The following is a 13,097-nucleotide window of genomic DNA, read 5'->3' as shown; positions in this document are numbered from 1 at the left end:
CCTATCCCGTTGTCTTGCTCCGGGTCGCCCCAGTCGCAATTCGTCCTTGCCCCCGCCTTGGAGTTGTCGCGAAGTTGTGGCGAAATTGTGGCAAAGGCGGCGGTGGCCAGACCGGCACAGGCCAATTGGAAACGATCCCGCCCAGCCCGGTTTGACTGTGCCCGCAACCGAAACAACTGCCTGTCCAAAGCGGCGCCCAATTGCGGCAGGCTTGCCCAAAACGGACAGATCCGAATCACATAACGCTACAAATTGGCGCAAACATTCGGCCAATCGACGCGGACATTTGCCAGTCTTGTGGCTTACACCAGACCTAAGCGCCGCCATCCGGCGGGCGTCCAAGGGGAGGAACCACATGTCTGTTGCCGGCGAACCCAGCTTTCGTGAATCGGTTGATCTGATGTTCAAACGCGCCACCGCGCTGATGGACCTCTCCCCCGGGCTTGAGGAGAAAATCCGGGTCTGCAACTCGACCTATACGGTGCGCTTTGGGGTGCGCCTGCGTGGCAAGATTGAGACCTTTGTGGGCTACCGATCCGTTCACTCCGAACATATGGAACCGGTGAAAGGGGGCATCCGTTATTCGCTGGGCGTCAACCAAGATGAGGTTGAGGCGCTGGCCGCCCTCATGACTTACAAATGCGCGCTGGTTGAAACGCCGTTCGGCGGCTCCAAGGGGGGCCTGTGCATTGACCCGCGCCAATGGGACGAGCATGAGCTGGAACAGATCACCCGCCGCTTTGCTTATGAGCTGATCAAGCGCGACCTGATTCACCCTGCGCAAAACGTGCCCGCCCCGGACATGGGGACGGGCGAGCGCGAAATGGCGTGGATCGCCGACCAATATGCGCGCATGAACACCACCGACATCAACGCCAAAGCCTGTGTCACCGGCAAGCCGCCCCATGCAGGCGGGATCCAAGGCCGGGTCGAGGCGACGGGCCGGGGCGTGCAATTCGCGCTGCGCGAGTTCTTCCGCTACCCCGAGGACAGCGCCGCCGCCCGCCTGACCGGCGATCTGGAGGGTAAGCGCGTGATCGTGCAGGGTCTTGGCAATGTGGGCTATCACGCCGCCAAGTTCCTGTCCGAAGAGGATGGCGCGCGCGTCATCGCTGTCATCGAACGCGATGGCGCTATCTTGGATGACAAGGGCATCAACATCGAAGACCTGCGCCAGCACATGAACCGCAACGGCGGATTATTGTCCGGGTATTCCAAGGGCCGTCATGTGGCGGATGGCGCGGCGGTGCTGGAAATGGAATGCGACATCCTTATTCCCGCCGCGCTGGAGGGTGTCATCAACCTTGGCAATGCCGCGCGCATCAAGGCGCCCCTGATCATCGAGGCGGCCAATGGCCCGGTGACCTTTGGTGCCGATGACATCCTGCGCCGCAAGGGCACGCTGATCATCCCCGATATGTATGCCAACGCAGGCGGGGTGACGGTGTCATACTTTGAATGGGTCAAGAACCTGTCGCACATCCGCTTTGGCCGCATGCAGCGCCGCGCCGAAGAGGCCCGCTCGCGGCTCTTGGTCGAGGAGTTTGAGCGTCTGTCCTCGGATCAGGGCCTTGGCTGGACCATGGCGGCCGATTTTAAGGAGAAGTTCCTGCAAGGCTCAGATGAACTGGCGCTGGTGCGCTCGGGGCTGGACGACACCATGCGCACCGCCTATCAGGCCATGCGTGAGGTCTGGCACGGCCGCACCGATGTGGATGATCTGCGGGTGGCGGCCTATATCGTGGCCATTGACCGCGTGGCCAAAACCTATCGCTCCAAGGGCCTTTAAGGGGGCTGAAAGGCACCGATGCATCTGACCCTGATCGAAACCGGCGGCACCATCTGCATGACCGCAGGGCCAAACGGCCTGCGCCCCGCGCCTGAAAAGGTGGCGGCGGCGCTGGCGCTGATTGCGCCGGGGCTGACGCTTGATCACCAAAAGCTTGACCCGCTGATCGACAGTGCTGATTTGGGGCCTGCGATCTGGAACGCGCTTTTGGACCGCATCGCAGCGGCTCCTGGCCCGGTGATCGTGACCCATGGCACCGACACAATGGCCTTTACCGGGGCGGCGTTGGAGGCTGCAGGGGTGGGGCAGGGGCGGGCGGTGGTTCTGACCGGCTCGATGCATCCGCTTGGCGTGGCGGGCTCGGACGCCGAAGGCAACCTGGCGCTGGCAATCCAGACCGCGCTGGGTGCGAAGCCGGGTCTGCATCTGGCCTTTGGCGGGCAGGTTCTGCCCGCAGGCGCAGTCTCCAAGCTGGATTCCCAAGACGCCGCCGCCTTCGCCCCGGTGGGTGAGCCGGCGGCGCCACCGGCACCCCCCGCCCGGCGGTTCGACATTGGCCAATCGGTGGGCATCGTCTCACTGACACCCGGCCTTTCGCCGCGGGCATTGGCCGCTGCGCTTGGCGCGCTGGATGGCGCGGTTCTGCGCGTCTTTGGCGCGGGCACCATGCCCGCCGCTTTGGCTGAAACTCTGATGGCCGCGAAGGGCAAGCCGATGATCGCGGTCAGCCAATGCCTGAAGGGCGGGCTGGAGCCCGGCGCCTATGCCGCAGGTGCGCCCCTTTGGGCCGCAGGCGTGGAGAATGGCGGCCGGATGTCGGCTGAACAGGCGCTCGCCCGGCTGTGGCTGCGCCTCTCTGTCGCGCCGCCCGCAGCCTGATTGCGACAAACTTTGTCGTCTGCGTCAAAGGAAATCGCGCCAAGCTCTTGCATATAAACCGCTAAGCCGCTTCACTGCGGACGAAAGAACGGGGCAGGCATCATGCGCTATTCAGGCTTCAAAGTCTTCACCGAAGGGCTTTTCGGCAACAAGGGTTGGATGCCCGCGTGGCGCGACCCGGCCCCCAAGGCCGCTTACGACGCCATCATCATCGGCGGCGGCGGGCATGGATTGTCGACCGCCTATTATCTGGCCAAGAACCACGGGCTGCGCAACATCGCGGTCTTGGAAAAAGGCTATCTCGGCAGCGGCAATATCGGGCGCAACACCACCATCGTGCGCGCTAACTACTTCCTGCCGGGCAACTCGGAATTCTACAGCCATTCCATGAAGTTGTGGGAAGGTCTTGAGGGCGAGCTGAACTACAACGTCATGCATTCGCAGCGCGGGTTGATTAACCTCTTCCATTCGGACGGCCAGCGCGATGCTTTTGCCCGGCGCGGCAATATGATGATCAACCAAGGCGATGATGCGATCCTTCTGGACCGCGAGGGCGTGCGCGATCTCTTGCCCTATCTCGACTTTGAAAACACCCGCTTTCCGATTTACGGCGGGCTTTTGCATCCGCGCGGCGGCACGGCGCGCCATGATGCGGTGGCGTGGGGCTATGCGCGCGGCGCGGACCAGTTGGGCGTTGATCTGATCCAGAACTGCGAAGTCACCGGGATTGATGTCGAAAACGGCAAGGTCGTGGGCGTGCAAACCACGCGCGGCGCGATCAAATCGGCCAAGGTCGGCATCGTCGTGGCAGGCCGTTCCGGTCAGGTCGCGGCCATGGCGGGCATGCGCCTGCCCATTGAAAGCCATATCCTGCAAGCCTTTGTCACCGAAGGCCTGAAGCCCGTCATCGACCATGTCATCTCATTCGGGATGGGGCACTTCTACATCAGCCAGTCCGACAAGGGTGGCCTTGTGTTCGGGGGCGATCTGGATTTCTACGCCTCCTATGCCAGCCGCGGCAACCTGCCGATGGTCGAGCATGTGATGGAAGCTGGCATGACGCTGGTGCCAATGATTGGGCGCGCCAAGGTGCTGCGCTCATGGGGGGGCATCATGGATATGACGCCCGATGGCAGCCCGATCATCGACAAGACCGCTGTTGACGGTCTGTTCATCGACTGCGGTTGGAACTATGGCGGCTTCAAGGCTGTGCCTGCCTCGGGCTGGTGCATGGCGCATCTGATGGCCACCGGCCAGTCGCATGATGTCGCCCGCCGCTTCCGCCTTGACCGCTTCCGCGCCGGCCAGATCCTCGACGAGGAAGGCACCGGCAGCCAGCATAACCTGCATTAAGGGACACTTTCATGCGCATCCCATGCCCCCTTTGCGGCCCCCGCGACCGGCGCGAATTCTACTACTACGGATCAGATGACTATCTGAACCGCCCCGCTCCCGATGCCCCGATTGAGGCATGGGACGACCATTTGCACCTGCGCGACAACCCGGCGGGCAAGACGCATGACCTGTGGTATCACGAAACCGGCTGCGCCCAGTGGCTGCGCGTCCATCGCAACACCGTCACCCACGAGATTTACAGCGCCGAACTGGTGGCCGATCTGAAAGGCGGTGCGAAATGAGGATCGCAGGCAAGGGGCTGATCGACCGCGCAAAGCCCGTCAGCTTTACCTTCGACGGCAAGCCTTATCAGGGGTTCAAGGGCGACACTGTCGCCTCGGCGCTTTTGGCCAATGGCGTCAAAGTGGTGGGGCGGAGTTTCAAGTACCACCGCCCGCGTGGGGTGCTGACCGCCGGATCTGAAGAGCCGAACGCGATGATCGAAGTGATCGGCGCAGCCAACCAGACCCCGAACGTCCGCGCCACGATGCAGGAGTTGTTTGAGGGGCTGACCACCCGCAGCCAGAACCGCATGGGGTCCCTTCGCTTTGACCTTCTGGCGGTGAATGACCTTATGGCCCCGTTTCTCTCGGCGGGCTTTTACTACAAGACCTTCATGTGGCCGCGCGCCTTTTGGGAGCGGATCTACGAGCCCGCCATTCGCCGCGCGGCAGGGCTTGGCAGTCTTTCGGGCCGCCATGATGAGGGGCATTACGAAAAGGCTTTCGCATTTTGCGATCTTCTGGTCATCGGCGGTGGCCCGACCGGGCTTATGGCGGCCCTGACTGCCGCCCGCGCCGGGGCTGATGTCATTTTGGCCGATGAGGACAGCCGCCTTGGCGGGCGTCTGATATCGAACGGTGAGACCATCGACGGCGCGCCGGGGTTGGATTGGGTGGCCGCGGCCGAGGCCGAACTCGCCGCGCTGCCCAATGTCCGCATCATGCGCCGCACCACGGTGACCGGGGCCTATGATGACGGCGTGTTCGCGGCGCTTGAACGCGTGGCGCTGCACAAGCCCGCCCGTCCCGATGTGCCGCGCGAATGCTTCTGGCGCATCACCGCGCGCCGCACGATCCTTGCCTCTGGCGCGCTGGAACGGCCGATTGCCTTCCCGATGAATGATCGCCCCGGCATCATGATGGCCAGTGCTGTGGAAACCTATCTGCACCGCTATGGCGTTGTCCCCGGTCAGCGCGTGACGCTCTTTGCCAACAACGACGGCGCCCGCGCCAGCGCCCGTGCGCTGATGGCCGCAGGCGTGCAGGTCGCGGCCATCCTCGACAGCCGCACCAATGCCAGCGCGGTTGAGGATTGCCCGGTCTATCTGGGTGCCCGCATCACCGACACCGCTGGACGCCACGGTCTGACCCGGATCGAAGGGCACCATGCGGGGGGCGAATTCAAGCTGGAAACCGATCTGCTGGCGATGTCAGGCGGCTGGAACCCCACGCTGCACCTGACCTGCCACATGAATGGTCGCCCGCGCTGGAACGATGAGATTGCCGCCTTCGTGCCCGCCGAGGGCGCGGTTCCCGGCCTCACGGCCGCCGGGTCGGCCAATGGCATCTTCACCACCCATGGCTGCCTTGCCGCGGGGCATGAGGCCGCGAAGGCGGCGCTGGGCGATCTGGGGCTGAACCCCGGCAAAGCCGCGCTGCCCAAGGCTGAGGGCCTGCCCTATGCCATCGAACCCCTTTGGGCGGTTGAGGGCAAAGGCCGCGCTTGGCTGGATTTTGCCAATGACGTCACCACCAAAGACGTCAAACAGGCCGCCGTGGAAGGCTATGCGTCGGTCGAGCACATGAAGCGCTATACGACCCAAGGCATGGCGCCCGATCAGGGCAAGAACTCGAATGTGGGGGCCTTGGCCGTTCTGGCCGATGCCACCGGGCGCGGCATCCCACAAACCGGCACCACCACCTTCCGCCCACCCTATACGCCCGTTTCCATCGCGGCGATGGGGGCAGGGGGGCGCGGGGCTGGCTTTGCGCCGCAACGCTTCATGACATCGGATCAGGCCAGCCGCGACCGTGGCGCGCCGATGATCGAGGCTGGGCTTTGGTATCGCCCCAGCTACTTCCCCAAACCCGGCGAGACGACGTGGCAAGAGGCCTGCGACCGCGAAGTGGCCATGGTGCGCAGCGCCGTGGGCGTGGCCGATGTCTCGACCTTGGGCAAGATCGACATTCAGGGCCGCGACGCCGCGCGCTTCCTTGATCTGGTTTATGCTAACACCTTCAGCACCTTGCCCGTGGGGCGCGTGCGCTATGGGTTGATGCTGCGCGAAGACGGCTATGTGCTGGACGATGGCACGACGGCGCGGTTGGGGGAAAACCACTTCCTGATGACCACCACCACGGCCGCCGCTGGTCTGGTGATGCGCCATCTCGACTTCATTCACCAAACCCACTGCATCAACTGGGACCTGCGCTTTATCTCGGTCACAGAATCTTGGGCGCAATTCGCCGTGGCGGGCCCAAAATCCCGCGCGCTTCTGAACGCGGTTCTCGATCAGCCTCTCGCGGATTTCCCCTTCATGGCCTGTGGCCCGGTGACGGTGGGCGGGGTCAAGGCCCGGCTCTTCCGCATCTCGTTTTCGGGCGAAGAGGGCTATGAAATCGCCGTGCCCACCCGCTTTGGCGAAAGCCTGTTCCGCGATCTGGTGGCCAAGGCCGAAACCATGGGCGGTGGTCCCTACGGGATGGAGGCGCTGAACGTCCTGCGCGTCGAGAAAGGCTTTATCACCCATGCCGAGATTCATGGCCGCACCACGGCCTTTGACATCGGCATGGAAAAGATGATCAGCCCGAAGAAGGACTGCATCGGCAAGGCCATGGCGGCCCGCCCCGGCCTTGTTGGGCCCGAGCGTCAGCAGCTTGTCGGCCTGAAGATCGTGGTCGGCACCCCACCTTGCTCGGGCGCGCATCTCTTTACCCAAGGCGACACGGTCGGGCGCGAACAAAGCCAAGGCTATATCACCTCATTCGCCCATTCTGATCTGATGGGCGCCTGCCTTGCGCTGGGCTTCTTGAAAAACGGCCGCGCGCGGCATGGCGAAAAGATCCGCATCGTCGATCACCTGCGGGGCTTGGACCTTTTGGCCGAGGTCTGCGATCCGGTGTTCCACGACAAAGAGGGGGAGAAGCTTCGTGCCTGAACTCATCGCAAAGCCCGCCGTTGACCACGCGGCCCTGACCCATGGCAGCTGCACCCTAACCCCCGTGGATCTTGGCCCGATCACCTCGATCGCCCTCTTTCCGGGGCAGGAAAAGGCCGCAAACAAGGCGCTGAAGCCCTTGGAACTGACCTTTCCCGCCCCCAACATGCTGGCGCATAAGGACGGCGCTGTGCTGGTCTGGACTGGCCGCGAACAGGCCTTCCTGATCGGTGTTGAGGCCCCCGATTTTGGGGCCTCTGCCGCGGTTACCGACCAATCCGGCGGTTGGTCCGCGCTGCGTCTGACGGGCGCCAAGGCGCACGATGTGCTGATGCGCCATGTCCCCTTGGACCTGCGGCTGCAAGCCTTCCCGGTGGGCCGCGCGGTTCGCGCGCCCTTGGGGCACATGTCCGCCATCTTGCTGCGTGAAAGCGAGGAAAGCTTCCTCGTCCTCACCTTCCGCTCCATGGCCCGCACCGCTTGGCATGAGGTGGAGACCGCCCTGCGCACCGTGGCCGCCCGCGGCTGATGCTGACCCCCCGCGACATCGCCGAGTTGACCGACTGGCGACGCGACCTGCACCGCCACCCCGAGGTCAGCCGGCATGAAGCCGATACGGCCGCCCGGGTGGTGGCAGCGCTCCAGCCCCTTGCGCCCGATCAGCTGCATACCGGCCTTGGCGGCCACGGGGTTGCGGCGGTCTTTGACAGCGGTCATCCCGGCCCCACGGTAATGTTCCGGGCCGAGCTTGATGCCCTGCCGATCACCGAGATTTCCGATATCCCTCACCGCTCCACCCGCCCCGGCACCGGGCATCTCTGTGGCCATGACGGGCATATGGCGCTTCTCGTCGGCTTGGCGCGGCTCTTGTCGCGGCAGCGCCCGGCGCGGGGCAGGGTGATCTTGATGTTCCAACCCGCCGAGGAAGACGGCTCGGGCGCAGCGGCGGTTGTGTCCGACCCGGCCTTTGCCGCCATGATCCCCGATTGGGCCTTTGCCATCCACAACCTGCCCGGCATTGCCTTGGGCCATGCGCTGGTGAAACCCGGGGTGGTGAACTGTGCCAGCCAAGGGCTGAAGATCACCCTTGGTGGCAAGACTGCCCATGCAAGCCAACCCGAGACTGGAACCTCGCCGGGCCTCGCGCTGGCTGCCCTCATCACGGCCTTCTCCACTTTGGCCCCACCCGCGCCCCTTGCCCCGGGCTACCGGCTTGTCACCGTCACCCATGCCCATCTGGGTGCGCCCGCCTTCGGCATCGCCCCCGGTGCTGCGGAGCTGTGGATCACCCTACGCACGCTCGAAGATGCCGACATGGCCGCTTTGCGCGCCGAGGCCGTGGCGCTCACTGAAACTCAAGCCCGCGCGCATGGCCTGACGCTTCATCTGGAAACTCATGACGATTTCGCGGCCTCAGTAAACCACCCCGAGGCCACCGCCCGCATCACCGCAGCACTTGGGGCCTTGGGCATCGCCCATGATCCCGGCGACTTGCCGATGCGCGCGTCAGAAGATTTTGGCCGTTTCGGCCAGCCCGGCACGCGCTCGGCCATGCTGTTTCTGGGCGCGGGCCAAACCCACCCCGCCCTGCACAACCCCGATTACGACTTTCCTGACGCGCTGATTGCCCCCGGCGTCGCGATTTTCCACCAGATTGCCCACGAAGTTCTGGGGTGACTCTCGCCTTCAATGTGGCCTAAATATCCCACGGGGGTGCGGGGGTGTCCCCCCCCCCCGCACCGCCTGCCAAATGCACTACGAAAGCCCCAATGTCCCTGCCGCCCGGTTTCCTTGACGAACTGCGCACCCGCGTCTCCCTGTCGTCCGTCGTCGGGCGCAAGGTCACATGGGATGTGCGCAAGTCCAATCAGGGCAAGGGCGACATGTGGGCGTCTTGCCCGTTTCATCAAGAAAAATCCGCGTCTTTTCATGTGGATGACCGCAAAGGCTATTACTATTGCTTTGGCTGCCACGCCAAGGGCGATGCGCTGACCTTCATCAAGGAAACCGAAAACCTTGGCTTCATGGAGGCGGTGGAGGTCTTGGCGCGCGAGGCGGGCATGCCGATGCCCGAACGCGACGCCCGCGCGGCCCAAGTGGCCGACCGGCGCACGCAACTGATTGCGGTGATGGATGAGGCGGTCAAATGGTTCCGCCTGCAGCTGAAAACCTCTGCCGCCGCCGAGGCGCGGGCTTATCTTGCCAAGCGCGGGCTCTCGGAAGCCGCGCAAGACCGCTGGGACATCGGCTTTGCCCCCGATGGCTGGCACGGGCTGCAACTTGCGATGAAGCAAAAGGGGATTTCTGACGATCTTCTCGTCGCCTCCGGGCTCTGCGCCAAGTCCGACAAGGGCGGCGAGCCCTACGACCGCTTTCGCAACCGCATCATCTTTCCGATCCGCGATGGCCGGGGTCGGGCGATTTCGCTGGGTGGGCGGGCGATGGACCCCAAGGACAACGCCAAATACCTCAACGGTCCGGAAACCGAGATTTTCGACAAAGGCCGCAACCTTTACAACCACGCCCCCGCGCGTGAGGCGGCGGGCAAGGGCAAGCCGCTGATCGTCGCCGAAGGCTATATGGACGTGATTGCGCTTTGTGAGGCCGGGTTCACCGCCGCCGTGGCCCCGCTTGGCACCGCCGTCACCGAAGACCAGCTGCGCCTGACGTGGCGCATCCATGACGAGCCGATCATCGCGCTGGATGGGGATGCCGCGGGCATCCGCGCCGCGCTGCGCGTCGTGGACCTTGCGCTTCCCCTGCTTGAGGCGGGCAAAGGCCTGCGCTTTGCGGTTCTGCCCGGTGGTCAGGACCCTGATGACCTCATCAAATCCCAAGGCCCTCAGGCCATGCAGGCGGTGATTGAGGGCGCGCAACCCATGGTGCGTCTCTTGTGGCAGCGCGAGACCGAAGGCCGGGTGTTCGACAGCCCTGAACGCAAGGCCACGCTGGACAAATCCCTGCGCGCCGCCCTGAAACGCATCGCCGACCCTTCAATCCGCGCCCATTACGGCGAGGATATCAAGCGGTTGCGGCTGGAGCTGTTTGGCCAAGGTGGCGCTCGGGTTCCGGCGTTTCGTGGGGCGCGTTTTGTGCCAAAGGGCACGCCCTTGCCCGCCTCTGCCTCGGCGCGCCAATCGCTCTTGGCCCAAGGCCTTGCCGTCGAGGAAGTGCTGCGTGAGGCGGTGATTCTCGCCAGTCTGATCCTGCACCCTGGCCTTATTCACCGCTTTGAAAGCGCGTTGGAACGGCTGGACCTAACGGGCGAGGATCACAACCGCCTGCGCGCGCTTCTACTGGCCCATGCCGACGAAAACCCCGCCAGCTTGGACGATATCCTGCGGGTTAAGGCGGGCGCGGCCCTTGACGCGTTGATGCGCCGTCCCCATGTGCAGATCGCACCGCCCGTTCGCAACCGCACGGACGTTGATCTTGCAACCCTTTGTCTTGCCGAGGAAATGGCCAAACTTGACGCCCATCGCGCTGCCCGGCGCGAGATCGAGGACGCGGTTCTTGACCTCACCGGTCTGGCCGATGAGGGGCTGACATGGCGGCTCTCACAGGCCGCCGAGGCCCGCCACCGCGCCGATCATCCGGCGCGCGATGATGCCAATGACATGGGCGAAGACCGCGCCGCCCTGTCCAGCCACCTTCAGGCCTTGATCGATGATCGGGTCTGGGAAAAGAAACGCTAACCCAACGCCCGCACCCCCCCTGTGCTTTCCGCTGATTCGCGCTATTGATTCGCAAACGCTCAAGTGATTCGCCCTTACTGACGAACGGAGACGACATGGCCTCGAAAGACAATGACGACGGCAAACCCGAAGGCGAAGAGGCCGAAGTTTCCCTTGATCTGAGCCAAGCCGCCGTCAAACGGATGATCGCCGACGCCAAGGAGCGCGGCTATATCACCTATGACCAGCTCAATTCGGTGATGCCGCCCGATCAGGTCTCGTCCGAGCAGATCGAAGACGTGATGGCGATGCTGTCGGAGATGGGCATCAACATCATCGACGACGAAGAGGTTGAAGAGGGCGAGGCGCCGGTGGGCGAGCTTGTCGAGACCAGCTCGACATCGCGCGAAGTTGCCGTGGTCGGGGCTACCAGCGAAACGCTGGACCGCACCGATGACCCGGTCCGCATGTATCTGCGCGAAATGGGCAGCGTCGAACTTTTGTCGCGTGAGGGCGAGATCGCCATCGCCAAGCGTATCGAGGCCGGCCGCAACACCATGATCGCGGGCCTGTGTGAAAGCCCGCTGACCTTTCAGGCGATCATCATCTGGCGCGACGAACTCTTGTCTGAAGACATCCTTCTGCGCGATGTGATCGACCTTGAGGCCACCTTTGGCCGCTCACTGGACGGCGAGGAAGATATCGTTGGCGCCGGTCTAGAGGGTGTTGATGTCGACGCCAGCGCCGCCACGCGCCGCGCACCGGGCGCTGCCGAGCCTGAACTGGATGCCGATGGCAACCCGATCTTTGCCGAGGTCGAGGAAGATGATGACGAAGACGGCGTGTCCATGTCGCTGGCTGCAATGGAAGCCGCGCTGAAGCCCAAGGTTCTGGAAACGCTGGACCTGATTGCGCGCGACTATGACAAGCTGGCCGAGATGCAAGACGCTCGTATGTCGGCGACGCTCTCCGAAACCGTGCGCTTTACCGCCGCCGAAGAGGCTGCCTATCAGAAACTGCGCTCGGAAATCGTGGCGCTGGTCAACGCGCTGCATCTGCACAACAACCGGATCGAAGCGCTGATCGACCAGCTTTATGGCATCAACAAGCGCATCATGGCGATCAACTCGGGCATGGTGAAGCTGGCCGACGCCGCCCGCATCAACCGCCGCGAATTCATCGACGAATATCAAGGCTATGAGCTGGACCCGACCTGGCTTGACCGCATGGCCGCCAAGGCGGGCCGGGGCTGGCAGGCGCTGATCGAGAAATCGCGCGACAAGGTGGAGGAACTCCGTACCGAAATGGCGCAGGTCGGCCAATATGTCGGCGTCGACATTTCCGAATTCCGCCGCATCGTCAATCAGGTGCAAAAGGGCGAAAAAGAAGCCCGTCAGGCCAAGAAGGAAATGGTCGAGGCGAACCTGCGCTTGGTCATCTCGATTGCCAAGAAATACACCAACCGCGGTCTGCAATTCCTTGATCTCATTCAGGAAGGCAATATCGGCCTGATGAAGGCGGTCGATAAGTTCGAATACCGCCGGGGCTACAAGTTCTCGACCTATGCGACGTGGTGGATCCGTCAGGCGATCACCCGGTCGATTGCCGACCAAGCCCGCACGATCCGGATCCCGGTTCACATGATCGAGACGATCAACAAGCTGGTGCGCACCGGCCGCCAGATGCTGCATGAGATTGGCCGCGAACCGACGCCGGAAGAATTGGCAGAAAAGCTGCAGATGCCGTTGGAAAAGGTCCGCAAGGTGATGAAGATCGCCAAGGAGCCGATTTCCTTGGAAACCCCGATTGGCGACGAAGAAGACAGCCAGCTGGGCGACTTCATCGAAGACAAGAACGCGATCCTGCCCTTGGATTCTGCCATTCAGGAAAACCTGAAAGAAACCACGACGCGCGTTCTGGCCTCGCTCACCCCGCGTGAAGAGCGTGTGCTGCGCATGCGCTTTGGCATCGGTATGAACACCGATCATACGCTGGAAGAGGTGGGCCAGCAGTTCAGCGTGACCCGCGAACGCATCCGCCAGATTGAGGCGAAGGCGCTGCGCAAGCTGAAGCACCCCTCGCGCAGCCGCAAACTGCGCAGCTTCTTGGATCAGTAAGTCGGGGTTCACCCCGACGCGCCTGCCGCAAGATCAAGCCGCCGATGCCCCATCGTGCGCTTGCTCTTGCGTTGTGCGCCGAA

Annotated in this window: 9 protein-coding genes; all 9 read left to right on the top strand. The window is 63.5% G+C overall.

All coding sequences use genetic code 11. The features are described from left to right. Window positions 1-355 precede the first annotated feature (355 nt). The 9 genes from AC72UB_RS09795 (at window position 356) to rpoD (ending at window position 13,014) form a co-directional block, all read left to right on the top strand. Complete coding sequence (locus tag AC72UB_RS09795; protein ID WP_505189607.1) at window positions 356-1,789, top strand: Glu/Leu/Phe/Val family dehydrogenase; 1,434 nt, start codon at window positions 356-358, stop codon at window positions 1,787-1,789. 18 nt (window positions 1,790-1,807) lie between these two features. Beyond that, on the top strand, window positions 1,808-2,668 hold the full coding sequence (locus AC72UB_RS09790) for an asparaginase (RefSeq protein WP_505189606.1): 861 nt from the start codon (window positions 1,808-1,810) through the stop codon (window positions 2,666-2,668). Window positions 2,669-2,770: 102 nt separating this feature from the next. Continuing rightward, window positions 2,771-4,021 carry a sarcosine oxidase subunit beta family protein gene (locus AC72UB_RS09785; protein WP_505189605.1) on the top strand — a complete coding sequence of 417 codons (1,251 nt, stop codon included), beginning with the start codon at window positions 2,771-2,773 and terminating at the stop codon, window positions 4,019-4,021. 11 nt (window positions 4,022-4,032) lie between these two features. Next, window positions 4,033-4,305, top strand: a complete 273-nt coding sequence (locus AC72UB_RS09780; protein ID WP_505189604.1) for a sarcosine oxidase subunit delta — start codon at window positions 4,033-4,035, stop codon at window positions 4,303-4,305. After that, window positions 4,302-7,223: a sarcosine oxidase subunit alpha family protein gene (locus AC72UB_RS09775; RefSeq protein ID WP_505189603.1), complete on the top strand. Its 2,922-nt coding sequence runs from the start codon at window positions 4,302-4,304 to the stop codon at window positions 7,221-7,223. Before AC72UB_RS09780 ends, AC72UB_RS09775 begins: the two co-directional genes overlap by 4 nt. After that, complete coding sequence (locus tag AC72UB_RS09770; RefSeq protein ID WP_505189602.1) at window positions 7,216-7,752, top strand: sarcosine oxidase subunit gamma; 537 nt, start codon at window positions 7,216-7,218, stop codon at window positions 7,750-7,752. Before AC72UB_RS09775 ends, AC72UB_RS09770 begins: the two co-directional genes overlap by 8 nt. Then, window positions 7,752-8,900: an amidohydrolase gene (locus AC72UB_RS09765; RefSeq protein ID WP_505189601.1), complete on the top strand. Its 1,149-nt coding sequence runs from the start codon at window positions 7,752-7,754 to the stop codon at window positions 8,898-8,900. Before AC72UB_RS09770 ends, AC72UB_RS09765 begins: the two co-directional genes overlap by 1 nt. 92 nt (window positions 8,901-8,992) lie before the next feature. Next, the gene (gene dnaG, locus AC72UB_RS09760) at window positions 8,993-10,918 is read left to right on the top strand and encodes a DNA primase (protein ID WP_505189600.1); all 1,926 of its coding nucleotides are present in this window, start codon (window positions 8,993-8,995) and stop codon (window positions 10,916-10,918) included. 95 nt (window positions 10,919-11,013) lie between these two features. After that, window positions 11,014-13,014, top strand: coding sequence for an RNA polymerase sigma factor RpoD (gene rpoD, locus AC72UB_RS09755; RefSeq protein WP_505189599.1), 2,001 nt, complete (start codon window positions 11,014-11,016; stop codon window positions 13,012-13,014). Window positions 13,015-13,097 lie beyond the last annotated feature (83 nt).

The sequence above is a fragment of the Allotabrizicola aquatica (SeqCode) genome, assembly GCF_965194375.1.
GTDB classification, from domain to species: Bacteria; Pseudomonadota; Alphaproteobacteria; order Rhodobacterales; family Rhodobacteraceae; genus Tabrizicola_A; species Tabrizicola_A aquatica.
Note: the sequence above shows the minus strand (reverse complement) of the source record. Positions and strands in the feature narration are given on the sequence as shown.